The sequence below is a fragment of the Pseudonocardia petroleophila genome (assembly GCF_014235185.1).
Classification (GTDB): domain Bacteria; phylum Actinomycetota; class Actinomycetes; order Mycobacteriales; family Pseudonocardiaceae; genus Pseudonocardia; species Pseudonocardia petroleophila.
In genome coordinates this window covers 3,219,413-3,242,746 of sequence record NZ_CP060131.1, presented here as the reverse complement: position 1 = coordinate 3,242,746, position 23,334 = coordinate 3,219,413, and the positions used below count along the sequence as shown (strand labels likewise).

The following is a 23,334-nucleotide window of genomic DNA, read 5'->3' as shown; positions in this document are numbered from 1 at the left end:
GATCCCGACGGGCGGACGCCCTGTTGTCCCGTCGGGGTCCGCCGCGCACGATGGAGTGATGACGTCGCACCGGGACCTGGAGCCGTTCTGGCCCTCCCGGCGCATGCACGCCTTCGACGAGCGCTGTCGCTGACCACCGGTCCGTCCGGGTCCGCCCCCTCGTCGTCCTCCCCCGTTCTGGAGCTCCACCGTCATGCGCACCCTGATCGTCTTCGCCCTCGTGGGCTTCGGAGCCCAGCTCGTCGACGGCGCCCTCGGCATGGCCTACGGCGTCACGTCCACCTCCCTCCTGCTCATCGCCGGCGTCAACCCGGCCACGGCCAGCGCGTCGGTGCACCTCGCCGAGGTCGGCACCACGCTCGCCGCGGGCGCCTCGCACTGGCGCTTCGGCAACGTCGACTGGAAGCTCGTCCTGCGCCTGGGCGTGCCCGGCGCGATCGGCGCGTTCGCCGGCGCCACCGTGCTGTCCGCGCTGGCCACCGACGACGCCGCGCCGTACATGTCCGGCATCCTGCTCGCGCTGGGCGTCTACATCCTGCTGCGCTTCTCGATCCGGCCGCCGCGGGTGGCCACGCAGCGGGTGTCGCCCCACCGCTCGACGTTCCTCTCCCCGCTGGGGCTGGTCGCCGGCTTCGTCGACGCCTCCGGGGGCGGCGGCTGGGGGCCGGTGGCCACGCCCGCCCTGCTCACCGCGGGCAGGACGGCGCCGCGCACCGTGATCGGCTCCGTCGACACCTCGGAGTTCCTGGTCGCCGTGGCCGCGAGCGTCGGCTTCCTCATCGGGCTCGGCTCCGAGGTGCTCGACCCCGCGACGATCGGCGGTCTGCTGATCGGCGGCGTCCTCGCCGCTCCGCTGGCCGCCTGGCTGGTCACCACGATCCCCGCACCGATCCTCGGCACGGCGGTCGGCGGCATCATCGTGCTCACCAACACGCGCACGATCCTGCGCGCCCTGGACGTCACCGGCTGGGCCAGCACCACCGTCTACCTGGTCGTGGTGGGCGTCTGGATCGCCGCGGTGGCCATCGCGGTGTCGAAGTTCCGCACCGGGCCCCGGGAGGTCGTCGGCGACCCGACGACCGACCAGCCCGTCTCGCCCTCGGGAGAGGTGATCGACAGTGAGCGCTCCTGACGACGGCGTGCGCGCCGAGCGGCGCACCGCGCTGAACGAGGACTGGCTGGCCACGATCGTCGGCCTGGTCGTCCTGGCGCTGGTGCTCACCGGCGTGATCCCCGGATGGCTGGTCCCGTGAGCACCACGGAGGAGACCGGGACCCGTTCCGGGGTCGGCTGGGCGGTCGGCGGCGTCGCGGTCGTGGTGGTGCTGGGCGCGATCGTCCGGTACCTCGAGCAGATCGTCCCCGACCTGACCGAGGGCACCGCGTTCGGCGAGGTCGCGGGCGCGATCGAGTACCCCGTGTACGCGATCGTGCTCGGCCTGCTGGGCAACGTCGTGCTCACCCAGCTCGGCGTCCGCGAGAAGCTCGCCGGCGGCTTCCGCACCGAGTTCTTCATCAAGACCGGCCTGGTCCTGCTCGGCGCGTCGATCAACTTCGCGGTGATCGTCAGCGCGGCCGGCCCGGCGATCGTCCAGGCCGTGGTGCTGATCAGCGTCGTGTTCGGCTTCACCTGGTGGCTGGGCGGGCGGCTCGGCCTCGACGACAAGCTGCGCGCCCTGCTCGCCTCCGCGGTCTCCATCTGCGGCGTGAGCGCGGCCATCGCCGCCGCGGGCGCGGTGCAGGCGAAGAAGGAGCAGCTGGCCTACACGGCCAGCATGGTGATCATCTTCGCGCTGCCGTCGATCTTCCTGCTGCCCGCGGCCGTCGGCTGGCTCGGGCTGGAGACCCCGGTGGCCGGCGCGTGGATCGGCGGCAACATCGACACCACCGCCGCGGTGTCGGCGGCCGGGGCGATCGTCGGGGAGGAGGCGCTGCAGATCGCCACGATCGTCAAGACCACGCAGAACGCGCTGCTCGGGATCGTCGCCGTCGCGCTCACGGCGTACTTCGCCTTCTCGGTCGAGCGCACGGCCGACTCGGCCCGGCCGAAGGCCCGCGAGCTGTGGGAGCGGTTCCCGAAGTTCGTGCTCGGCTTCCTGGCCGCGTCGATCATCGCGACGGTCTACATCGGCGCGGTCGGCTCCGACGTCGCCCGGCCCTCCATCTCCACGGTCAACGACCTCCGGACGATCTTCCTGATCCTGGCGTTCGTCTCGATCGGGCTGGAGTTCCGCGTCGCCCCGCTGAAGGACGCGGGCTGGCGGCCGGTCGGGGTGTTCGCGAGCGCCACCGCGGTGAACCTGCTGGTCGGCCTGGGTCTCGCGGTCCTGCTGTTCTCCGGGTTCTCGGCCGGGTAGGGGTCGCGATGCTCACCCGGCGGCGCGCCGTCGACCACGGCCACGACGCGAGTGCCCGGTGTCGGACCCGGCCGAATGCCCCGGTCCGTCCGACACCCACCCCAGGAGCACCCCATGTCCGAGACCACCCTCACCCCGGCCCCCACCCGTGACGAGCAGCGCCGCCGCATCGCCGACCGGCTGCTGACCTCCCTGGAGGACCTCGTCCGGCGTCACCGCGCCCTCGCGCTGCACGGCAACCAGGCCGGGGAGAACATCGACCTGCACGCCGAGCTCATCGCCGCCGAGATGGCGCACGAGCTCGCCATGGCGCGCAGCGCCCTGCACCGGCACCCCCCGCTGGGCTGATCCGCCGGGTCCCGGCGTCCCCGGGCGGACGCGCACGCGTCCGCCGGGGGCGACCGGACGGTGCCCCGGGAGCGCTGCGCACCGACCCCGCTCGGCCCTCAGGCCGCGCGCGTCGCCGACCGGGCGGCGGGGAGGCTGCGCAGGACGGCCCGGGCCACGGCGTCGTTGTAGCGCAGGCTCTGGGCGTTCATGCCGGGCCGGGTGAACGCGCCCGCCACCTTCACCGTGGTGTGCGGGCCCACCGCGAACCGGCGCGGGTGCACCGTCCCGCCCGCGTCGACCAGCGCGCCGTCCTCGGGTCGCACGCGGATCAGGCCGGTGTTGCGCAGGACGGTGCCGTCGGCGTCGATCAGGACGTCCTCGCTGACCCCTCCGCGGCGCACCAGGTCGGCGAGCAGCGGGTCGACCGTGCGCGCGGCGCTGGGGTCGGGCAGGCGGGCGTCGACGAGCGCGGTGGCCCGGACCGGGTCGGCCCCGGCCAGGGTCGCGCTGCCCGCGGTGAACGCCCCGTCCACGACGTCGACCCACATCCCGGCGCCCAGGAAGTCGATCATCCCGGCGCGCGAGAGCGCGAGCAGCTGGCGCACCCGGAACCCGGGCGGGCCGCTGGCCACGGAGTTGAAGAAGCTCTGCCACCACCCCATGTCCGACGCCCGCGAGCGCGCCGACAGCGACCCGGCCAGCCGCGTGGTCTCGCCGTAGACCGACAGCATCGCGACGAACGCGCCCAGGTGCGGGGTGTGCCGGTCGTCGACGTGCTGGCGCAGGTCCTCCTCGATCCGCGCGCGGACCAGCGGCTGCAGCGACGCGAGATCGGGGGCGGTGAGCCCGTCGAGGGGCCGGTCGAGCGCGGCGAAGTCGATGCGGTCGACCGGGTCCGGCACGGCGGCGGCGAGCAGCGCGTGCATCTCCGGCGTCCCCCAGCCGAGCGCGGTGTAGGCGTCGGCGAACTCGGCCCACGGGACGGTGACGGCGTCGGGGTGGCCGAGGAACAGCTCGTGGTACCAGCCCCAGGCGATCTCCTTGGCCATCAGCGGCCACGCCTGCTCGCGCAGGTCGACCTCACCGGCCGCGATCAGCGGGTCGACCGCGGCGGGCCCGAAGAACCGCGGCAGCGGCGGGCGGCCCGCCTTGAGGCCGTAGTGGGTCTTGGAGTGGTAGGTCGAGCCGCGCGGCGAGCCGACGACCAGTCGCGGCTCCTCCCCCGACGGCACGTACCCGCCGTCGTCGGTGAACCGGCCGCCGCGGCCCTCGAACAGCAGCACGACGAGGTCGACGAACGCGAGCCCCATCCCGCGCACGATCACGGTCTCGCCCGGCGCGAGCACGGACAGGTCGGAGTCGGTGGTCTGCTCGGGCGGCAGGTAGCGCAGTCCCTCGTCGGCGGCGCGGGCGGCGAGGGCGACCTCGTCGGCGGTGGGGACGGCGTCGAGGTGGCCGGACGCGAGCACCACGGCGTCGACGCGCAGCGGCGGCTCGCCGTCGAGGTGCACGATCTGGACGGGCCCGTCCTCGGTGAGGCCGGTGGCGCGGGTGCGGTGCACGTGCGCGCGCATCCCGTCGGGCAGCCCGTCGACGACGCGCCGCAGCACCCACGCCAGGTAGGCGCTCTGCAGGCGGCGGCTCGGGAAGGTGGAGGCGGTGACCGACGCGAGCTCGTCGACCAGGTCCGGATCGACCTCCGGGCCGGTCTGCACCCAGTCCCACAGCGAGGGCCCCGGCACGATCGGCCCGTCGCAGACCACGGTGTCGTCGGTGAACATCGTGACGTCGGCGGCCATCGAGTTCATGGCCAGCAGCGGTGACTGCGCGTGCCGCCAGATCCGGCCTGCGCCCGCCGGGTAGGGGTCGATCAGGTGGACGTCGAGGCCGTCCGGGTGCAGTTCGGGGGCGCTCGCGGCGAGGCGCTCCAGGATGCCGGCTCCGCGGGGGCCGGCACCGACGATCGCGATGGAGGAGGTCATGGGGTCCTCGGGCTCGGAGGGGTGCGGACGGATCCGCCCCCTACAGCGCGGCGCTCGTGCGGCAGAGGTCCACGTGCCGGCGGCGCGCGAGCGGGGTACCCATGCCCCCGACGGTACGGCGGGATCCCCCGCACGGCCAGCGGTGCGGGCCCGCGTCACGCCCCGGCCGCGTCGATCAGGGCGGCCAGGGCCGGGACGACGTCGTCGTCGGGGACGTCGCGGCGGATCTCGACCATCAGCGCGCTCACCCGCGCGTCGACGCCGTGGCGCGAGAGCGGCACGTAGGCGCCGGAGAACGGGGTGTCGAGGGCGACCCCGTCCCCGAACGCCGTCCGCGCCGCGTCGACCAGCCACGGCGGGGTGTGCCCGGGGTCGGTGCCGAGGCAGACGCGCGGGCGCGGGCCGTCGGCGTGCAGCTCGTAGGGCAGCGGGTCGGTCGCGTAGGAGTGCACGTCGAGCAGCACGCACCGGCCGGTGGCCGCGATCCGGTCCGCCACGACCGCCTCCATCCGCTGCGCCCACGGCGCGTAGAACGCGGCGAGCAGGGCGTCGCGGTGCGCCGGGTCGTCGGCGCGGATCCGCTGCCCCTGCGTGCCGTGCGTGTAGACCGCGGCCATCCCGACGGCCGCCATCTCCTCGCGCTCGTCGGGGAACCGCTCGACGTCGACGACGAACCGCGACACCGGGTTCACCAGGACGACCGGCCGCACCCGGGCGCGGGCGGCGGCGGCCGCGGCGATCGCGTCGGTGCGGTGGTCGGTGAGCGCCGCGATCTCGGCGGCGAGCGCGGCGTCGTCGAGGAGCAGGTGCGGGCGGGTCCAGTCCGGGACCTCGGTGCCCGCGTGCGGCACGTGCAGCACGACCGGGCTCACCTCGCACGCCCGGTGGCCGGGCACGGGCGGTCGCTCACACCGCGATCGTCACACGGCCCGACCGGTTGACGGTCCCCGGACTCGGTGCTGGAGTGGAGGTCATGCTCATCCGGGTCCCGCTGGTGACCCGACGGCACGTCGACCTCGGTCGCGTGTGGTCGGCGGGGTGTCCGGGCTCCTGCTGACAGGCCGCCCACCCCCACCACGGAAGGACCCCCATGCCCGTCGAGTTCCTCGGCATCGGCGCCACCAACAACGGCTCCGAGACCGACGTCCGCACCGGACCCGCCTTCGACCGCGACTACACCCTCGCCCTGGCCAGGGCGCACGAGGACACCGGCTGGGACCGCGTCCTCACCGCCTACGGCTCCGGCAGCCCCGACCCCGCGCAGGCCGCCGCGCTGATCGCCTGCAACACCGAGCGGCTGCAGCTGCTGCTGGCCCACCGCCCGAACGTCTCCTACCCGACGTTCGCCGCGAAGACGGTCGCCACGCTCGACCAGATCAGCCGCGGCCGGCTCACGCTGCACGTCATCACCGGCGGCAACGACCACGAGCAGCAGCGCGAGGGCGACACCCTGCCCAAGGACCAGCGCTACGCCCGCACCCGCGAGGCGATCCAGATCTACAAGAAGGCGTGGACGTCGCGGGAGCCGTTCGACTTCCACGGCGAGCACTACTCCTTCGACGACTTCGTGCTCGACGTCGAGCCGTTCCAGCAGCCGCGGCCGCTGGTGTCCTTCGGCGGCTCGTCGCCGGCCGCCTACCGGGTGGGCGCGGAGGAGGCCGACGTCTACGCGCTGTGGGGCGAGCCGCTGGCCGGCACCGCGGAGCAGATCGCCACGATCACCGACCTCGCGCACGCCGCGGGCCGGGAGGCGCCGCGGTTCCAGGTGGCGTTCCGCCCGATCCTCGGCCGCACCGAGGAGGAGGCCTGGGAGAAGGCCTACGCCACCGTCGCGCGGATTCAGGACCGGACCGACGGCGGCACGGCGCAGCTCACCCGCCGCCACAAGCTCACCGACCCGGAGAACGCGGGCTCGCAGCGGCTGCTCGCCGTGGCCGCGCAGGGCGAGCGGCACGACCGGGCGCTGTGGACGGTCACCGCGCAGGCGACGGGCGGCGCGGGCAACTCCACCGCCCTCGTCGGCACGCCGGAGACGGTCGCCGCGGCCCTGCTCGACTACTACGACCTCGGCGTCCGCATCCTCTCCGCGCGGGGCTACGACCTGCTCGAGGACGCGAAGGAGTTCGGCCGCGAGGTGATCCCGCTGGTGCGCGCGGAGGTGGCGCGCCGGGACGCGCAGCGTTCGGCCGTGCCCGCCTGACGGTTCGCCCGACGTGCGCCATCCCATCCGTGGGTGGCGCAGGTCGGGCGCACCCGGTTGACTGTGCAACCGTGACGATCGATCCGGGTCTCGTGCGCCGCCTGCACGTCGACCTGATGCGCCTGGGTTCCTCCAGCTGTCGCTGATCCGGTCGACCCCTTCCCCCCTCTTCTCCGCACCACCTCCAGGAGCACAGTCATGCCTCTCGTCAACTTCGCCGTGAGCGGTGCCGGTACCGGCGTCGCGCAGACCGTCGCCGTCAAGGGCGCCGACTACGTCATCGAGACCGACGCCTACGAGGCGTTCGGCGGCAAGGACCAGCACCCCAGCCCGCTGGCCTTCACCCTCGCCTCGCTCAGCTCGTGCAACCAGGTCACCTCGGCGATCGTGGCGCAGGAGCTCGGCATCACCATCGACGCCGTGAAGTTCGACGTCTCGGCCGACTTCGACCCCACCGTCATGACCACGGGCAGGGGCACCGCGGACGCCACGTTCCAGGACCTGCGGATCACCGCGCAGATCACCACCGACGCCGACGCCGACACGTTCGCGACGCTGCGCGACGAGACCGCCCGCCGCTGCCCGGTCAGCGTGCTGTTCGCCCGCGCCGGCGTGAAGATCACCAACGACTGGACGCAGGTCACGCCCTCCTGACGCCCGCACACCGGCCCCGCCGACGGCCTGCGTCGGCGGGGCCGGCGCATGACCTGCGAGGTCATCGAACGGCGACGCGCCGCTCGCTACCGTCGCTCCCATGACCACCGCCACCGCGAGCGCGTTCGGCTCCCTGCTGCGCGACTGGCGGCAGCGCCGCCGCCTCACCCAGCTCGACCTGGGCATCGCCGCCGACGTGTCGGCACGGCACCTCAGCTTCCTGGAGACCGGGCGGTCGCGGCCGAGCCGGGAGATGGTGCTGCACCTGTCCGAGGAGCTCGACGTCCCGCTGCGCGGGCGCAACGAGCTGATGATCGCCGCCGGCTACGCCCCGGCCTACACCCACCACGGCCTCGACGACGCCGAGCTGAGCGAGGTCCGGGGCTCGCTGCAGCGGATCCTCGACGGGCACGCGCCCTACCCGGCGCTGCTCGTCGACGGCGCCTGGAACATGCTGGCCGCCAACTCCGCGGTCGGCCTGCTCGTCGACCTCGTCGATCCGGCGCTGCTCACCCCGCCGGTGAACGTGCTGCGGGCGAGCCTGCACCCGAAGGGCCTCGCCCGCCACGTCGACGACCTGGAGGACTACGCGGCGCACCTCGTGTCCCGCGTGCGGCGGCAGGCGGAGCGCTCGGCCACGACCGGGCTGCGCGCCCTGCTCGGCGAGCTGGTCGGCTACTGCCGCGACCAGGGGCTGGATCCGACCGCCCAGCCGCGGGACCGGATCGTGCTGCCGCTGCGGCTGCGCCATCCCGACGGGGAGCTGACGCTGTTCAGCACCATCGCCGTGCTCGGCGCCCCGCTGGACGTCACGCTCGACGAGGTCGCGATCGAGTCGTTCTTCCCCGCCGACGACGCCACCGCGGCCTACCTGCGGTCCCGCTTCTCCTGAGCCGGACCCTGCCGATCATCGCCTCCGTCGTGGACGATGGAGCGTTCGGCTGCGTGGGGGGTCTCGGGGATGACGGAACCGCTGATCGGGATCGACGACGTCAAGCCCCCGCCGTGGGCCGCGGGGGCGGCGTCGGTCGCGCAGTCGGGGGTGCGGGCGATGCTCCGGGCCACGCCGCGCACGGCGGCCCAGCTCGTCCGGTGGTCCTGGCGGACCTCGCCGGGGCTGACGCTGCTGACCGGCGCCGTGCAGCTCCTGGCCGGGGCGGTCACCGCGTTCGGGCTGCTCGCCACCGCCAACGTCTTCACCTCGCTGCTCGAACAGGGGCCGACCCCGGAACGGGTGGTGGCGACGCTGCCCGCGCTCGGCCTGGTCGCGCTGGCGTACTCCGCGCGCGGGCTCCTCGACGCGGCGGTCGCCACGGTGCAGGCCGCGCTCGTGCCGCGCGTCGAGCAGCGGGCCCAGGACGACCTGCACGCCGCCGTGCTCGCGCTGGACCTCGTCGCCTTCGACGACGCCGACTTCACCGAGCTGGTCGACCGCGTCGCCCAGCAGAGCATCGGCCGGATCCGGATGGGCGTCCGGATCACCGGCGACCTGCTCGCCTCCCTGGTCTCGATGGCGGCCGCGGTGGTCACCGCCGGGGTCCTGCACCCGCTGCTGGCCCCGGTGGTGCTGCTCGCGGCGGCACCGCAGGCGTGGGCCAGCCTGCAGTCGGCGCGGGAGAGCTACGCGTCGTTCGTGCGGATGATCTCCCGGTGGCGCCGGCTCGACGTCACCGGCGACGTCATCACCACCCGCGCCAACGCCGCCGAGCTGCGGGCGTTCACCACCGAGGACGTCCTGCTGGCCGAGCACCGGCGGATCGCGGGGCAGCTCACCGCGGAGGCGGTGCGCCTGGGGTACCGGCAGACCCGCATCCAGCTGCTCGGGCGCACGCTGTCCGGCGTCGGCACCGCGCTCGCGTACGCGCTGCTCGGCGGGCTCGTCTACGCCGGCGCGATCCCGCTCGCGCTCGCCGGGGCGGCCGCGCTGGCGATGCGGATGGCGGCGCAGGCGGTCTCGGCCACGGTCTCCGAGAGCAACCAGCTCGTCGACTCCGGGTACTACGTCGAGCTCTACCGCGCGTGCCTCGCCGACGCCGCCACCCGCCGCCGCGCCCCGGCCGACGCCACGCTGGACGACGGCCCGCACGTCGTCACGCTCTCCGAGGTCACGTTCCGCTACCCCGGCGCCGACGCGCCCGCCGTCGACGGGGTGAGCGTCACCGTGCGCCGCGGCGAGGTCGTCGCGCTCGTCGGCGAGAACGGGTCGGGCAAGTCGACGCTGGCCAAGCTGATGGTCGGGCTCTACGTGCCGGAGCGGGGCTCGGTGCAGTGGGACGGGGTGGAGGTCGGCCGCGCCGCCGACGCCCTGTCCCGGATCGCCGTCGTGCTGCAGGAGCCCGTGCACTGGCCGATGTCGGCGGAGAACAATGTGCGCATCGGCCGGCTCGACCGCGCCGACCCCACCGGCGCCGCCCGCGACGACGCCGCCCTGCACTCGGGCGCCGACGTCGTGGTCGGGTCGCTGCCCGCGGGCTGGCCGACGGTGCTGTCCACGCAGTTCCAGACCGGCCGCGACCTGTCCGGCGGGCAGTGGCAGCGGATGGCGGTGGCCCGCGGCCTCTACCGGGACGCCCCGTTCGTCGTCGCCGACGAGCCCACCGCCGCGCTCGACGCCCGGGCCGAGCACGCCGTGTTCGACACCCTGCACGGTCGCACCGGCACGGGCACGGAGCGGATCACCGTGCTCGTCACCCACCGCCTGGCCAACGTCCGCTTCGCCGACCAGATCCTCGTGCTGGAGCACGGCCGGCTGGTCGAGCACGGCCGCCACGACGACCTCATGGCCCGGCGTGGCACGTACCACGAGCTGTTCTCGCTCCAGGCCCGCGCCTATGCCGATACCGTCCCGACATGACCTCAGAGTTGGTGCACCTCGACGTCGAGGCCGGGATCGCGACGATCACCCTGGACTCCCCCGCCAACCGCAACGCGCTGTCGGCGCAGCTGCGCCGCGAGCTGCTGGCCCACCTCGACGCCGCCCTGTCCGACGACGCGGCCCGCGTGATCGTGCTGAGCCACACCGGGCGGGTGTTCTGCTCCGGCATGGACCTCAAGGAGACCCGCGGCGCGGGCGCCTCGGACCAGGGCGTCAACGAGGTGCCGGCGATCCTCACCACGGTCTGGAACTCCCCGAAGCCGGTCGTCGCCCGCATCGCCGGGCCGGCCCGCGCGGGCGGGGTCGGCCTGGTCTCGGCGTGCGACATCGCCGTGGCCGCCGCCGACGCCACGTTCGCGTTCAGCGAGGTCCGGATCGGCGTCGTGCCCGCCGTCATCTCGGTGACGGTGCTGCCGCGGCTGCTGCCCCGCGCCGCGCACGAGCTGTTCCTCACCGGCGAGACGTTCGACGCCGCGCGCGCCGTGACCGTCGGGCTGGTCAACTCCGCGGTGCCCGCCGACGGCCTCGACGCCGAGGTCGCCCGCTACGCGGAGATGCTGCGCCTCGGCGCCCCCGGCGCGCTTGCCGCCACCAAGCGGATGCTGCGAGCGGAGCGCCCGTCGGGGATGGCGGACCAGTTCGCCGAGATGCAGGAGCTCTCCGCCGGCTTCTTCGCGGGCGAGGAGGGCCAGGAGGGCATGCGGGCGTTCGCGGAGAAGCGCAGGCCCGCCTGGGCCGCGGCCGACTGACGACGGCCGTCAGGCGCGCGCCGGGTCCCGGCCGGACGCCGCGAGGGCCCTCTCCCACGCGCTCGCCCCGTCCGGCACCGGCACCTCGGCGCCGAACCAGCCGCCGTCGCGGCCCATCTGCGCCACGGGCGTGACGCCGTCGAGCACCGCCTGCCCGATCTCCGGCGTCACGTCGAGCGGCTGGCCGGTGGCGACGGCGAGGTCCCAGGCGTGCAGCGCGAACTCGGCGGTCATCAGGGAGCCGATCATCGCGGCGGGCATCGGGGTCTGCGCCATGTGCGTGTCGCCCTCCCACGCCGCCGGGTCGTCCCACGCGGCGGCGGTGGCGGCCGCCTGCGCGGCGCACGCCTGCGCCCAGTCCTTCTCGTCGACACCGCCGAGCACCGGGGAGCTGTCGGGGTCCCACGCGTGGACCTCGCGCTTCGCCGAGCGCTCGGCGAGCAGCATGCCCGACGCCATGTGGTCGATCAGGGCGGCCACCGTGAACTCCGGGCACGGCGTGGGGTCGCCGAAGCGGGCGGGGTCGGCGCCGCGGATCGCGGCGACGGCCAGGTCGATGGTGCTGCTCATGTCGTTCGCCATGGGACGATCCTGCCGCGGACCGCCGACGGCGTCTTGGACGAACCCGACACGGTTACGCTGGATCCGTGGACATGTTCGACGTGCTGGCCGACCGCCCGCTGGTGGCGCTGACCGGCGCGGGGCTGTCCACCGACTCCGGCATCCCCGACTACCGCGGCCCCGGCTCGCCCGACCGCACCCCGATGACCTACCAGGAGTTCGTCACCGGCGAGGACGCCCAGCGCCGGTACTGGGCCCGCAGCCACGTCGGCTGGGCCCGGATGGCGCACGCCGCGCCCAACGCCGGGCACCGGGCGCTGGCCGCGCTCGAGGGCGCGGGCGTGCTGCACGGGCTGATCACCCAGAACGTCGACGGCCTGCACTCCGACGCCGGGCACCGCGCGGTCATCGACCTGCACGGCCGCATCGACACCGTCGTGTGCCTCGGCTGCACCCGCCGCACGCCGCGGGCGGCGCTGCAGGAGCGGTTCGCCGCGCTCAACCCCGGCTTCGCCGACGCCGCCGTGGAGATCCGCCCGGACGGCGACGCCGAGCTCGACCCCGCCCTCGTCGACGGGTTCGAGCTGGCCTGGTGCACCGCGTGCGGCGGCGTCCTCAAGCCCGACGTCGTGTTCTTCGGGGAGAACGTGCCCCGCGACCGCGTCACCCGCGCCTACGCCCTCGTCGACGCGATGGCGCCGTCGGGCGGGGCGCTGCTGGTCGCGGGGTCCTCCCTCACCGTCATGTCCGGGCTGCGGTTCGTCCGGCACGCGCACAAGCTCGGCGTGCCGGTCGTCATCGTCAACCGGGGCACGACCCGCGGCGACGAGTTCGCCACCGTCCTCGTCGACGCCGGATGCTCCGACGTGCTGCCCGCACTGGTCACCGCGGCGGCATGATCCCCCGCCTGGAGACCGAGCGGCTGGTGCTCAGGGAGCTCCGCCCGTCCGACGCCCCGGCGCTCTACCGGTTCCGCGGCGACGCCGACGCGCAGAAGCACAACGACCCCCACCTGACCTCCCCCGACCAGGCCGACGCCCTGATCGCGCGGCTGGCCGACGACCACGACGCCACCGGCAGCGTCCACTGGGGACTCACCCTGCGCGGCGACGACACCGTGGTCGGGCTGCCCGGCTTCCACCATGTCACCCGCGAGGCGCACCGCGCGGGCCTGGGCTACGACCTCGCGCGGCACCTGTGGGGCCGCGGGATCATGTCCGAGGCGCTGCGGGCCGTGCTCGCGTGGGGCTTCGACGCGTTGGCGCTGAACAAGGTCGAGGCGCACACCGACGCGGAGAACACGGCGTCGACGGCGATGCTGGAGCGGCTGGGGTTCCGGCTGGAGGGCACGCTGCACGACCACTTCCACGAGGACGGCGCGTTCCACGACGTGTCGCTCTACGCGCTGCTGCGCCGCGACCGCGGGCTGCCGCCGCTCAGCGGCGGCTGACCAGCCGCTCCGACACCCGATCGAGTGCGACCGCCACGAGCAGGCACAGCGGGAGCACCACGACCACCGCGAGGACGACCTGCAGCGGGAACGCGAGCTGGGTGACCCACAGCTCCACCGCGTCGTACCAGTCGGCCACCGCACGTGTCACGTCCCACACGGTACCGACGCGCCCTCACCGCTAGGTTCGCACCCATGTTCGCCGTCTACGCAGCAGAGCCCAACGCCGATGCTCCGCTCTCCTCGCTCACCGTGGGTGAGCGCCCGGAGCCCGAGGCCCCCGAAGGCTGGGTCACGGTCCGTGTCCGGGCCGCCAGTCTCAACATGCACGACATCTGGACGCTGCGCGGCGTCGGGATCAAGCCGGACCAGTTCCCGATGATCCTCGGCTGCGACGGCGCGGGCACGCTGCCCGACGGCAGCGAGGTCGTCCTGCACTCCGTGATCGGCGACCCCGACTGGTCCGGCGACGAGACGCTCGACCCGAAGCGCACGCTGCTCACCGAGAAGCACCAGGGCAGCTTCGCCGACACCGTGATCGTCCCCGCGCGCAACGCGATCCCCAAGCCCGAGGGACTCTCGCTCGTCCAGGCCGCCTGCATGGGCACCGCGTGGCTCACCGCCTACCGCATGATCTTCACCAAGTCCGGGCTGCGCCCGGGGCAGCGGATGCTGGTGCAGGGCGCGTCCGGCGGGGTGTCCACCGCCCTGATCCAGCTCGGCCGGGCGGCCGGGATGGAGGTCTGGGTGACCGGACGCACGGAGGACAAGCGCGCGGTCGCCGAGCGGCTCGGCGCGCACGCGGTGTTCCCGTCCGGCGAGCGCCTGCCCGGCAAGGTCGACGCCGTGTTCGAGACCGTCGGCGAGGCCACCTGGTCGCACTCGATGCGCGCGCTCAAGCCCGGCGGCATCATCGTCATCTCCGGCTCCACCAGCGGCCCCAACCCCCCCGCCGACCTGCAGCGACTGTTCTTCCTGCAGCTGCGCGTCGTCGGCTCGACGATGGGCACGCGCGAGGAGCTGGCCGACATGCTGTCGTTCATCGCGAACGCCGGCATCAGCCCGGAGATCGGCCTGGAGCTGCCGATGGAGAAGGCCGAGGAGGGCTTCCGGGCGATGCTCGACGGCTCCACATCGGGCAAGATCGTGTTCACGCGCTGACACCGGGGCACAGGGCCGAATGGAGGCATTCTGCACACTCGGCTGCACGTGCACCGGAACTGGACGTACAGTCTGTCACCGTGTCTGAGCCACGAAGTCGAATGGCGCCGGGGACGGTGTACGCCCCGGCGCCACCAGTGACAGGTCTGGTCGAGCTGCTGGACCGGTTGGACCGCGCGGTCGCCACCGCGCTGTCCCCGGCCACCTCGGCGGAAGGGGTCAGCCGCGACGGCTGGCGGGTGCTCCTCATGCTCGCCCGCGGCGGCGGCCGGAGCATGGGTGAGATCGCCTCGCACACCGCGCTCCCGGCCCCCACGGCCACCCGCGTCGTCGACCGGCTGGTCGCCGGCCAGCTCGCGTTCCGGCGCACCGACCCGATCGACCGGCGCCGGGTGCTGGTCCATCTGGCCGGCGACGGGCGCGCGGTGGTCGAGCGGGTCTGCGGCCGCGTCGAGCGCGGCGCGGGCGACGCGCTGGGGGCCTCCCACACCCCCGAGCGCGCCCAGCTCGCCGAGCTGCTCGAGGCCCTCGCCACCCAGCCCCTGGCCATCCAGCGCCCCGGCTGACGCCCTAGGGGACGAGCGCCCCCGCGGTGGCCGCCCCGGCCGCCGCGTAGGGGAACGCCGCCAGCACCAGCACCGCCACCCCCGCGGTCAGTGCCCGGCGGAACCACGTGCCGCGGGTCACCAGCCAGCCCGCGACGAACGCGATCGCGGGCGGCACCACCGCCGCGTAGACGGCGGTCAGCCGCGCGGCCACGGCGTCGCGCGGGCCGGCCGGGTCGAGCCCGGTGACGCCGGCGACCACGAGCCCCAGCACGACGACGGCGACGAGCCCCACCAGCAGCAGCGCGACCCGCTGCTTCGCGAGCCCCGCCAGCAGCCCGACGACGAACACCGCCACGAGCACCACGGCGCCCACGGCGTTGGGGTCCCGGAACGTCACGGCCCCTACTTCTTCGGCTTGTCCGCGGTGGAGTCGGTGGACAGAGCGGCGACGAAGGCCTCCTGCGGCACCTCGACCCGGCCGATGGTCTTCATGCGCTTCTTGCCCTCCTTCTGCTTCTCCAGCAGCTTGCGCTTGCGGGTGATGTCGCCGCCGTAGCACTTGGCGAGGACGTCCTTGCGGATCGCGCGGATGTTCTCCCGCGCGATGATCCGCGACCCGATCGCCGCCTGGATGGGCACCTCGAACTGCTGGCGCGGGATCAGCTCGCGCAGCTTCGTGGTCATCAGGGTGCCGTAGGAGTAGGCGTCGTCCTTGTGCCGGATCGCCGAGAACGCGTCGACCGGCTCCCCCTGCAGCATGATGTCGACCTTGACCAGCTCCGACTCCTGCTCGCCCGCCTCCTCGTAGTCGAGGCTGGCGTAGCCGCGGGTGCGCGACTTCAGGGCGTCGAAGAAGTCGAAGATGATCTCGGCGAGCGGCATCGTGTAGCGCAGCTCGACGCGGGTCTCGGACAGGTAGTCCATGCCGCCCAGGTTGCCGCGCCGGGTCTGGCACAGCTCCATGATCGCGCCGATGAACTCCGACGGCGCCAGGATCGTCACCTTGACGACGGGCTCGAAGATCTGCGCGACCTTGCCGGTCGGCCAGTCCGACGGGTTCGTCACCGTCATCTCGGTGGCGTCGTCCTTCACCACCCGGTAGACGACGTTGGGCGCGGTGGAGATCAGGTCGAGCCCGGCCTCGCGCTCGAGCCGGTCGCGAGTGATCTCCAGGTGCAGCAGGCCGAGGAAGCCGCAGCGGAAGCCGAAGCCCAGCGCCGCGGACGTCTCCGGCTCGTAGGTGAGCGCGGCGTCGTTGAGCTGGAGCTTGTCCAGGGCCTCGCGCAGCTCCGGGTACTGCGAGCCGTCGACGGGGTAGAGCCCGGAGTAGACCATCGGCCGCGGCTCGCGGTAGCCCGTGAGCGGTTCCGTGGCGCCCTTGCGCAGCGAGGTGACGGTGTCGCCGACCTTCGACTGGCGGACGTCCTTCACGCCGGTGATCAGGTAGCCCACCTCGCCGACGCCGAGCCCGACGGTCGGCTTGGGCTCCGGCGAGACGACGCCGATCTCCAGGATCTCGTGCGTGGCGCCCGTCGACATCATCCTGATCCGCTCGCGCGGGGTGATCTTCCCGTCGACGACGCGGATGTAGGTGATGACGCCGCGGTACGTGTCGTAGACCGAGTCGAAGATCATCGCGCGGGCCGGGGCGTCGGCCTCGCCGACCGGGGCCGGGGTGACCCGGACGACCTCGTCGAGCAGCTCGCGGACCCCGAGGCCCGTCTTCGCCGACACGCGCAGCACGTCGTCGGGGTCGCAGCCGACGATGTGCGCGATCTCCTTGGCGTAGCGGTCGGGGTCGGCGGCCGGCAGGTCGATCTTGTTGAGGACCGGGATGATCGTGAGGTCCTTCTCCATGGCCAGGTAGAGGTTGGCCAGGGTCTGCGCCTCGATGCCCTGCGCGGCGTCGACGAGCAGCACCGCGCCCTCGCACGCCTCCAGCGCCCGGCTCACCTCGTAGGTGAAGTCGACGTGGCCGGGGGTGTCGATCATGTGCAGGACGTGCTCGGCGACGGTGCCGTCCGGCTGGGCGACCTTCCACGGCAGGCGCACGTTCTGCGCCTTGATCGTGATGCCGCGCTCCCGCTCGATGTCCATGCGGTCGAGGTACTGCGCACGCATCGCGCGCTCCTCCACCACGCCGGTGATCTGCAGCATGCGGTCGGCCAGCGTCGACTTGCCGTGGTCGATGTGGGCGATGATGCAGAAGTTCCGGATCAGCTCCGGCGGGGTGAAGGTCTTGTCGGCGTACGAGGCCACTCACGGTTCCATTCAGCTGCGGGTTCCCGTCCATCGTCCCACGGCGCGGGGGCCCGGTCGGCCACCCGGGTCCGCTCGCGATCCCCGGTTGCCGATGCGCGGTGCGGCCGCGGAGACTCCGGCTCCATGAGCATCACGCCGATCCCGCCGCTCGACCGCCTCCAGGCCGCCACCGCCGTGCTCGCCGCCAAGCGCCGCACCGGCCTCGCCTGGGCCGACCTCGGGAGGGCGATCGACCGGTCCACCGAGTGGACCACCGCCGCGCTGCTGGGCCAGCACCCGCTCACCGCCGAGCAGGCCGCCGCGCTCGGCTCGGCGCTCGAACTCGACGCGCCGGTCGTCGAGGCGCTGGAGCTGCCGCCCGTGCGCGGGGCGCACGTCGTCGACACCTCGGAGCCGATCGTATACCGGCTCCAGGAGATGGTGCAGGTCTACGGCCGCACGATCAGCGAGCTCGTCCGGGAGGAGTTCGGCGACGGCATCGTCTCGGCCATCGACTTCGAGATGGACCTCCGCCGGGTCGAGGACCCGAAGGGCGACCGCGTCGTGATCACCCTGAACGGGAAGTTCCTGCCGTACCGGAGCTGGTGAACCGGTGTTCCGACACGGCTCGTAGCCCGCCGATCACGCTGCGCACGACATTGTCGTGGATGACCCGACCGGCCTGTTGCATGTGCGCCTGCACGTGCGACCATGGCCGCGTCACTCGGGAGTGAGGCCGCCGGGAACTCGCCCCCAGAGCACGCCGGGGCCCCAGCCCGGTGCGGACGAGCGGTTCCCGGCCGGTCATCGAGGGGGCGCGACCATGACCTCTCCGGGTGTGCGGCCCCAGCCGGTACCCGGGTCCGGGCGCGCCGACTTCCCGGGCTGCAGCCTGATCGCCGGCGCCCCCGAGTGCGACTGCCCCGCCGTGGCCCACCTGCTCGACGACCAGGCCCTCGAGGCCCGCGCGCGCGGCATGTTCGTCTGGCAGCAGAAGGCCCCGCCCGCCGGCCGGGCGGCCGCCCGCCGGGGCATCGACGGGCTGCTCGCCCACGCCCGCGGTCGCGGTCCCTCGGCGCTGGTCGCCGAGCTGCTGCGGATGGCGGTGCTGGTGCGCGTCATGGACGAGGACGCGGCCAACCTCGTCGAGATCGACGGCCTGCTGAACGCCTACGGCGAGCTGGCCGAGCTCAGCGGCGACGCGTGCTGGCTCGCCGAGGTCGCCGTGCTGCGGGCGCACCGGGCCGTCATCTTCGACCACGGCGACGCCGCGCTACCCGACACGGCCGCGGCACTGGCGATCCTCGCCGACGTCGCGCCGCCCGGCCCCGGCGAGCAGGGGGTCGTGCGCAGCGCGCGGATGTCGCGCACGCTCAACGGGCTGCTGCTGGTCCTGCTGAAGCTGGGCGCGCACGAGCTGGCCGACGAGGTGTCGCAGCGCGCCGTCACCGTCGCGGAGTCCGGCAGCGGCCCGATCGACCGGCTCATCCACCAGCTCAACCGCGTGCGGCTGCAGCTGTCCTGGGCCCTGCGCCTGGAGCGCGGCGGGCGCGACGCCGCGGCCGCCACCCGGTTCGTCGCCGCCGCCCAGATCGCGCACATCGCGGAGCGGCTGTGGACCGACGCGCGCGACCGGCACGTCGGCGCCGGCCTGCCCCCCGTCGACGAGTGCATCGTCGTGGGCACCGCGTACGCGATGCACCACCCCGGTCCGCAGCACCTCTCGCGCCTCGCCCACCTCGGCCGCGCGGCCTTCCTCCTCGACGACCGCATCCTGCTGGCGATCGCCGCCTCCCGCTGCCACATGACGGCCGGCCGGCCGCACGACGCCGTGCGGGCGCTGGAGCCGCTGCGCGCCGAGCTGGCCGACCGCGACGGCCCCGAGCCGCTGCTCGCGCTGGCCCTGCACCGCGAGTTCGCGAAGGTCGAGGGGGCCGCCCGCGGGGGCGTGCCCCGCTCCCCCGGCCTGGAGCACTACGCCGCCGCGCTCGAGGACGAGCTGTGGGCGCTGCGCGAAGCCCGGCTGGTGGCGCTGCGCAGCCACTCCGAGCACCACCGCCTCACCCGCGAGCACGGCGCCGTGGCCGCGCAGGCGCTGCAGGACCCGCTCACCGGCCTGCCCAACCGCCGTGCGCTGGACCTGCGCCTCGCCGAGGAGATCGCGGCCCCGACGAGCCAGCCGTGCATCGTGGCGCTGATCGACCTCGACCGGTTCAAGGACGTCAACGACGCCCGGTCGCACGCGGCGGGCGACCGCGTCCTGCGCGCCGTCGCGTCGTGCCTGCGCACCGCGCTGCGGGCCCCCGACATGGTCGCGCGCTACGGCGGCGACGAGTTCGTCGTCGTCATGCCGGCCACGCCGCTGCCGGTGGCGCGCGCCGCGCTCGTCCGCGCCGCCGAGTCCGTCGCCGCGCTGCCCGAGGACGTCGCCGCGGGCGTCACGATGTCGGTCGGGGTGGTGCGGGCCCCGCTCGACGCCGACCCGTCCGCCGCGCTCGCCGGGGCCGACGCCGCGATGTACCGGGCCAAGCACCAGGGCGGCAACTCCGTCGTCATCGGGGCGGTGCCCACCGGCGACATGCCGGCGGGTCCCGTCGAGCGCACCGGCCGGCTCCGGAAGGTCGCCTCCCTCTGACGCCCGGCGTCAGGCCAGCCGCGTCATGTCGACGCTGACGTCCAGCGCCGCCGCCGTGCCGCCGGAGTAGATGCCCTTGAGCGGCGGGACGTCGGAGTAGTCGCGGCCCACCGCGACCCACACGTGGCGGTGCGCGATCTCGATGTCGTTGGTGGGGTCGTAGCCCCACCACCCGCCGGTCCAGGCCTCGATCCAGGCGTGGCTCTCCCCGGTGACGGTCTGCCGCACCTCGGTCTCCGCGCGCGGCAGCAGGTACCCGGACACGTAGCGGGCCGGGATGCCCATCTCGCGCAGCAGCAGCAGCGTGAGGTGCGCGAAGTCCTGGCACACCCCCTTGCGCGTCTCCCACGCCTCGACCGCGTTGGTGTGCACGCCGGTGGTGCCGGCCTGGTAGGTCAGGTGCTCGCGCACCCAGCGGCACGCGGCCAGCACGGCGTCGGCCGGGTCCTTGCCGCGCTTGAGCGCCTTCGCCGCCCGGCCCAGGTCGCGGTTGCGCACGACGTAGTCGGTGAACTCGAGCGTCTCGGTGAACCGGTCGCGCACCGGTTCCCCGGCCAGCTCCTCCCACGTGGCCGACCGCGCGGGCGCGACGGCGTCGGCGGTCTCGACGACCGAGGTGGCGGTGACGGCCAGCTCGGTGTGCGGGGCGTGCAGGTCGAACGCGGTGACGGTGGTGCCCCAGTAGTCGGAGTAGCGGTAGGACCGCGTCGGGGGGACGGTCTCGACCCGGCTGACGATCACGTTCTGCCGGTTGTCGCTGCGCGGGGTGAGCCGCACCTCGTTGTAGGACTCGTGGACGGGCGCGGCGTAGCGGTAGCCCGTCTCGTGCACGACCCGGATGCGCCAACCCATGTCTACGACACCTCCGGTGCGGTCCACGCGACCCAGGGCGCGGCGTGGAAGTACTGCAGCGACACGGCCTCGCCGACGTCGCGGATGGTCTCCTGCAGGCCCATGAGCTGGGCCGGCAGGTCGTCGAGGAGCTCCTCGGGTCGCAGGAACTCCAGCTCCGAGCGGGCCCGCCCGAGCAGGCGCAGCGCCTCGGCCTTGGCCCCGATCCGGGACGTCGGGCGGTTGTCCAGGTCGGCCAGGCACGTCTCGGCCTGGCGCAGCGCGTGGAACACCGACCGCGGGAACAGCTTGTCCATCAGCAGGAACTGCACGACGCGCGTGGCGTCGAGGGCCCCGCGGTAGGTGCGCAGGTAGGTGTCGGCGGCCCCCGCGCTCCGCAGGACCGTCAGCCAGCCGGGGGACGACATGCGGTCCGACACCCGCGAGAGCAGCAGCCGGACGACCATGTCGACGCGCTCCACGGAGCGGCCGAGCAGGTAGAACCGCCAGCTGTCGTCGCGGCTCATCGTCGAGGCCGCCAGCCCGGAGAACATCGCCGCGCGGTCCTCGACGTAGGAGAAGAAGGCGTGCGGGCCGACCCACCGGGCGTAGCGCTGGCGCTCCGGCAGGGCGTTCCAGGTGGCGTTGAGGCACTCCCACATCTCCGACGAGACGACCTCGCGCGCCCCGCGGGCGTTCTCCCGCGCGCTCGACACCGACGCGACGATCGACCCGGCCTGGTCGGCCGAGTACCCGACGAGCTCGGTGAGCGACCACGCGTCGAGCGGGTCGCCCTCCGGCGCCTCGACGCCGAGCACCGCGAGCAGCGTGCGGGCGGTGGTGTCGGCGTCGACGGTGGCGTCCTCCAGGAGCTGGTGGACCGAGACGTCGAGGATCCGGGCCGTGTCGTCGGCGCGCTCGACGTAGCGGCCGATCCAGTACAGCGACTCCGCGTTGCGGGCGAGCACTAGCCCCACCCGCCCCGGGTCTCCTTCGTCGACCCTTCCATCCCCGACGCGTCCTCCCCCTGCTGTTGCTGTTGTTGTTGCTGCTGCTGGCCGATCGTCAACTCGGGGCCGTGCTCGGCGGCGGGCGACCCGGCGGGCGAGGCCATCGCCAGCCCGCGCTGGCCCAGCTCCCGCTCGGCCTCGGGCGAGCGCTGCGCGGCGAGGACCCAGGTGTCCTTGCTGCCCCCGCCCTGGCTGGAGTTGACGACCAGGCTCCCCTTCGGCAGCGCGACGCGGGTCAGGCCGCCGGGGAGCACGAACACGCCGTCGCCGTCGTTGACCGCGAACGGCCGCAGGTCGACGTGGCGCGGCACCAGCCGGTCGTCGACCTTCGTCGGCACGGTCGAGAGCTGCACGACCGGCTGCGCGATCCAGCCGCGCGGGTCGGCGCGGATGTCCTTGCGCGCGGCCGCGAGCTGGGCCCGCGAGGCGTTGGGGCCGAACAGGATCCCGTACCCGCCGGAGCCCTCGACGGGCTTGAGGACCAGCTCGTCGAGGCGGTCGAGGACGTGCCCGCACTCGTCGTCGAGCCAGCAGCGGAAGGTGTCGACGTTGGGCAGCAGCGGTTTCTCGCCCAGGTAGTAGGAGATCATCTCGGGCACGTAGGTGTAGACGAGCTTGTCGTCGCCGACCCCGTTGCCCACGGCGTTCGCGATCACCACGTTGCCCGCGCGCGCCGCGTTCATCACGCCCGCGACGCCGAGCACCGAGCCCGGCTTGAACTGCAGCGGGTCGAGGAACTCGTCGTCGATGCGGCGGTAGATGACGTCGACCTGCTGCTCGCCCTCGGTCGTGCGCATGTAGACGACGTTGTCGCGGCAGAACAGGTCGCGCCCCTCGACGAGCTCGACGCCCATCTGCCGCGCGAGCAGCGAGTGCTCGAAGTAGGCGGAGTTGAACACCCCCGGGGTGAGCACGACGACCGTCGGGTCGGCCTCGTTGGCCGCGGCCGCCGAGCGCAGGGCCCGCAGCAGGTGGGTGGAGTAGTCGCCGACCGCGCGCACCCGCTGGCGGCTGAACAGGTCGGGGAACACCCGCGCCATCGTGCGGCGGTTCTCCATCACGTAGGACACGCCGGAGGGGTTGCGGAGGTTGTCCTCCAGCACCCGGAACGTGCCGGCCTCGTCGCGGACCAGGTCGATCCCGGCGACGTGGATGCGCACGCCGTTCGGCGGGTTCAGCGCGTGCGCGGCGCGGTGGTAGTGCTCGCAGCTGGTGATCAGCCGCCGGGGCAGCACCTCGTCGCGGACGATCTCGGCGTCGCCGTAGATGTCGGCGAGGAACGCCTCCAGCGCCTGGACGCGCTGCACGATCCCCTTCTGCAGCCGTCCCCACTCCCCCGCGCTGATCACGCGCGGCACGATGTCGAGCGGGAACGGGCGCTCCTGGCCCGACAGCGAGAACGTGATGCCCTGGTCGACGTAGGCGCGGTCCAGCGCCTCGGACCGCACGGCGAGGTCGGCGGCCGCCGTGGGCGCGATCGCGTCGTGCAGGGCGCGGTAGTGCGACCGGACCCGGCCGTCGGCGTGGAACATCTCGTCGAACGCCCCGGCGTAGGGTCGGTCGGGTTCCAGGTAGCCGTCGAAGAGCGCGGAGCCCTCCTCGGCCGGATCCGGGCTGTCGGGCTCGGTCCGGCGGCGCTCGGGTGCTCGGGTCACGGTCCTCCTCGCCACCGGCCGCGGGGGGCGGCCGTCGGGCGTCATCCTCACCCACGGTGGCGGGCGAGAGCCACTGCGGCGTGCAACGGCCAGGTA

The 23,334-nt window shown here is 74.0% G+C and carries 24 protein-coding genes; 15 read left to right on the top strand and 9 right to left on the bottom strand.

All coding sequences use genetic code 11. The annotated features are described in order from the left end of the window. The first annotated feature begins 193 nt into the window (after nucleotides 1–193). From H6H00_RS16150 to H6H00_RS16140, 4 genes are all read left to right on the top strand, one after another. Entirely contained in the window at nucleotides 194–1,132 is a 939-nt protein-coding gene (locus H6H00_RS16150; RefSeq protein ID WP_185722047.1) for a sulfite exporter TauE/SafE family protein, read from the top strand. Beyond that, nucleotides 1,119–1,253: a hypothetical protein gene (locus H6H00_RS32325; protein WP_255425790.1), complete on the top strand. Its 135-nt coding sequence runs from the start codon at nucleotides 1,119–1,121 to the stop codon at nucleotides 1,251–1,253. Before H6H00_RS16150 ends, H6H00_RS32325 begins: the two co-directional genes overlap by 14 nt. Further along, entirely contained in the window at nucleotides 1,250–2,356 is a 1,107-nt protein-coding gene (locus H6H00_RS16145; RefSeq protein ID WP_255425789.1) for a YeiH family protein, read from the top strand. The genes H6H00_RS32325 and H6H00_RS16145 overlap by 4 nt, the downstream gene beginning before the upstream one ends. 114 nt (nucleotides 2,357–2,470) lie before the next feature. Then, entirely contained in the window at nucleotides 2,471–2,704 is a 234-nt protein-coding gene (locus H6H00_RS16140) for a hypothetical protein (protein ID WP_185722045.1), read from the top strand. A gap of 98 nt (nucleotides 2,705–2,802) precedes the next feature. On the opposite strand, the gene H6H00_RS16135 is transcribed toward H6H00_RS16140, so the two are convergent. Then, nucleotides 2,803–4,668, bottom strand: a complete 1,866-nt coding sequence (locus H6H00_RS16135) for an FAD/NAD(P)-binding protein (protein WP_185722044.1) — start codon at nucleotides 4,666–4,668, stop codon at nucleotides 2,803–2,805. A gap of 155 nt (nucleotides 4,669–4,823) precedes the next feature. Continuing rightward, the gene (locus tag H6H00_RS16130) at nucleotides 4,824–5,564 is read right to left on the bottom strand and encodes an N-formylglutamate amidohydrolase (protein WP_185722043.1); all 741 of its coding nucleotides are present in this window, start codon (nucleotides 5,562–5,564) and stop codon (nucleotides 4,824–4,826) included. Between the two features lie 194 nt (nucleotides 5,565–5,758). On the opposite strand from H6H00_RS16130, the gene H6H00_RS16125 reads away from it, so the two are divergent. From H6H00_RS16125 to H6H00_RS16105, 5 genes are all read left to right on the top strand, one after another. After that, nucleotides 5,759–6,868 (top strand): LLM class flavin-dependent oxidoreductase, encoded by a 1,110-nt coding sequence (locus tag H6H00_RS16125; protein WP_185722042.1) that lies wholly within the window; start codon nucleotides 5,759–5,761, stop codon nucleotides 6,866–6,868. Nucleotides 6,869–7,066: 198 nt separating this feature from the next. Beyond that, nucleotides 7,067–7,522, top strand: a complete 456-nt coding sequence (locus H6H00_RS16120) for an OsmC family protein (protein WP_185722041.1) — start codon at nucleotides 7,067–7,069, stop codon at nucleotides 7,520–7,522. 100 nt (nucleotides 7,523–7,622) lie between these two features. Next, the gene (locus H6H00_RS16115) at nucleotides 7,623–8,414 is read left to right on the top strand and encodes a helix-turn-helix domain-containing protein (protein ID WP_185722040.1); all 792 of its coding nucleotides are present in this window, start codon (nucleotides 7,623–7,625) and stop codon (nucleotides 8,412–8,414) included. Between the two features lie 69 nt (nucleotides 8,415–8,483). After that, a complete protein-coding gene (locus tag H6H00_RS16110) occupies nucleotides 8,484–10,376 on the top strand; it encodes an ABC transporter ATP-binding protein (RefSeq protein ID WP_185722039.1) in 1,893 nt (630 codons plus the stop codon). Continuing rightward, nucleotides 10,373–11,146: an enoyl-CoA hydratase-related protein gene (locus H6H00_RS16105; protein WP_185722038.1), complete on the top strand. Its 774-nt coding sequence runs from the start codon at nucleotides 10,373–10,375 to the stop codon at nucleotides 11,144–11,146. The genes H6H00_RS16110 and H6H00_RS16105 overlap by 4 nt, the downstream gene beginning before the upstream one ends. Nucleotides 11,147–11,155: 9 nt before the next feature. Here H6H00_RS16105 and H6H00_RS16100 read toward each other — a convergent pair whose 3' ends face one another. Continuing rightward, nucleotides 11,156–11,728, bottom strand: coding sequence for a TIGR03086 family metal-binding protein (locus H6H00_RS16100; protein ID WP_185722037.1), 573 nt, complete (start codon nucleotides 11,726–11,728; stop codon nucleotides 11,156–11,158). Between the two features lie 71 nt (nucleotides 11,729–11,799). Between H6H00_RS16100 and H6H00_RS16095 the strand changes: the two genes are divergently transcribed. Together H6H00_RS16095 and H6H00_RS16090 are read left to right on the top strand one after the other, a co-directional pair. Beyond that, entirely contained in the window at nucleotides 11,800–12,606 is an 807-nt protein-coding gene (locus H6H00_RS16095) for an NAD-dependent protein deacetylase (protein WP_185722489.1), read from the top strand. Then, on the top strand, nucleotides 12,603–13,157 hold the full coding sequence (locus H6H00_RS16090; RefSeq protein WP_185722036.1) for a GNAT family N-acetyltransferase: 555 nt from the start codon (nucleotides 12,603–12,605) through the stop codon (nucleotides 13,155–13,157). Before H6H00_RS16095 ends, H6H00_RS16090 begins: the two co-directional genes overlap by 4 nt. Here the strand turns inward: H6H00_RS16090 and H6H00_RS16085 are convergent. Beyond that, the gene (locus H6H00_RS16085; protein ID WP_185722035.1) at nucleotides 13,144–13,308 is read right to left on the bottom strand and encodes a hypothetical protein; all 165 of its coding nucleotides are present in this window, start codon (nucleotides 13,306–13,308) and stop codon (nucleotides 13,144–13,146) included. The two genes, H6H00_RS16090 and H6H00_RS16085, sit on opposite strands and share 14 nt — an antisense overlap. A 44-nt stretch (nucleotides 13,309–13,352) precedes the next feature. Between H6H00_RS16085 and H6H00_RS16080 the strand changes: the two genes are divergently transcribed. Beyond that, nucleotides 13,353–14,318, top strand: coding sequence for a zinc-binding dehydrogenase (locus H6H00_RS16080; RefSeq protein WP_185722034.1), 966 nt, complete (start codon nucleotides 13,353–13,355; stop codon nucleotides 14,316–14,318). A 137-nt stretch (nucleotides 14,319–14,455) separates the two neighbouring features. Continuing rightward, nucleotides 14,456–14,884 (top strand): MarR family winged helix-turn-helix transcriptional regulator, encoded by a 429-nt coding sequence (locus H6H00_RS16075; protein ID WP_185722033.1) that lies wholly within the window; start codon nucleotides 14,456–14,458, stop codon nucleotides 14,882–14,884. Between the two features lie 4 nt (nucleotides 14,885–14,888). Here the strand turns inward: H6H00_RS16075 and H6H00_RS16070 are convergent, their stop codons facing one another. Beyond that, nucleotides 14,889–15,263: a hypothetical protein gene (locus tag H6H00_RS16070; protein ID WP_185722032.1), complete on the bottom strand. Its 375-nt coding sequence runs from the start codon at nucleotides 15,261–15,263 to the stop codon at nucleotides 14,889–14,891. Between the two features lie 5 nt (nucleotides 15,264–15,268). Further along, entirely contained in the window at nucleotides 15,269–17,125 is a 1,857-nt protein-coding gene (gene lepA / locus H6H00_RS16065) for a translation elongation factor 4 (protein WP_185722031.1), read from the bottom strand. 126 nt (nucleotides 17,126–17,251) lie between these two features. Here lepA and cynS point away from each other — a divergent pair, with 126 nt between their 5' ends. Then, nucleotides 17,252–17,716 (top strand): cyanase, encoded by a 465-nt coding sequence (cynS, locus tag H6H00_RS16060; protein WP_185722030.1) that lies wholly within the window; start codon nucleotides 17,252–17,254, stop codon nucleotides 17,714–17,716. Nucleotides 17,717–17,930: 214 nt separating this feature from the next. Continuing rightward, entirely contained in the window at nucleotides 17,931–19,742 is a 1,812-nt protein-coding gene (locus tag H6H00_RS16055) for a diguanylate cyclase (protein ID WP_185722029.1), read from the top strand. 9 nt (nucleotides 19,743–19,751) lie between these two features. Here the strand turns inward: H6H00_RS16055 and H6H00_RS16050 are convergent, their stop codons facing one another. Genes H6H00_RS16050 through H6H00_RS16040 form a run of 3 tightly spaced genes read right to left on the bottom strand, consistent with a single transcriptional unit; the run spans nucleotide 19,752 to nucleotide 23,283 of the window. Continuing rightward, nucleotides 19,752–20,594: a transglutaminase family protein gene (locus H6H00_RS16050; protein WP_185722028.1), complete on the bottom strand. Its 843-nt coding sequence runs from the start codon at nucleotides 20,592–20,594 to the stop codon at nucleotides 19,752–19,754. A gap of 2 nt (nucleotides 20,595–20,596) precedes the next feature. Continuing rightward, the gene (locus tag H6H00_RS16045; RefSeq protein ID WP_185722488.1) at nucleotides 20,597–21,541 is read right to left on the bottom strand and encodes an alpha-E domain-containing protein; all 945 of its coding nucleotides are present in this window, start codon (nucleotides 21,539–21,541) and stop codon (nucleotides 20,597–20,599) included. Next, nucleotides 21,541–23,283, bottom strand: coding sequence for a circularly permuted type 2 ATP-grasp protein (locus tag H6H00_RS16040; RefSeq protein ID WP_185722027.1), 1,743 nt, complete (start codon nucleotides 23,281–23,283; stop codon nucleotides 21,541–21,543). Before H6H00_RS16040 ends, H6H00_RS16045 begins: the two co-directional genes overlap by 1 nt. Nucleotides 23,284–23,334 lie beyond the last annotated feature (51 nt).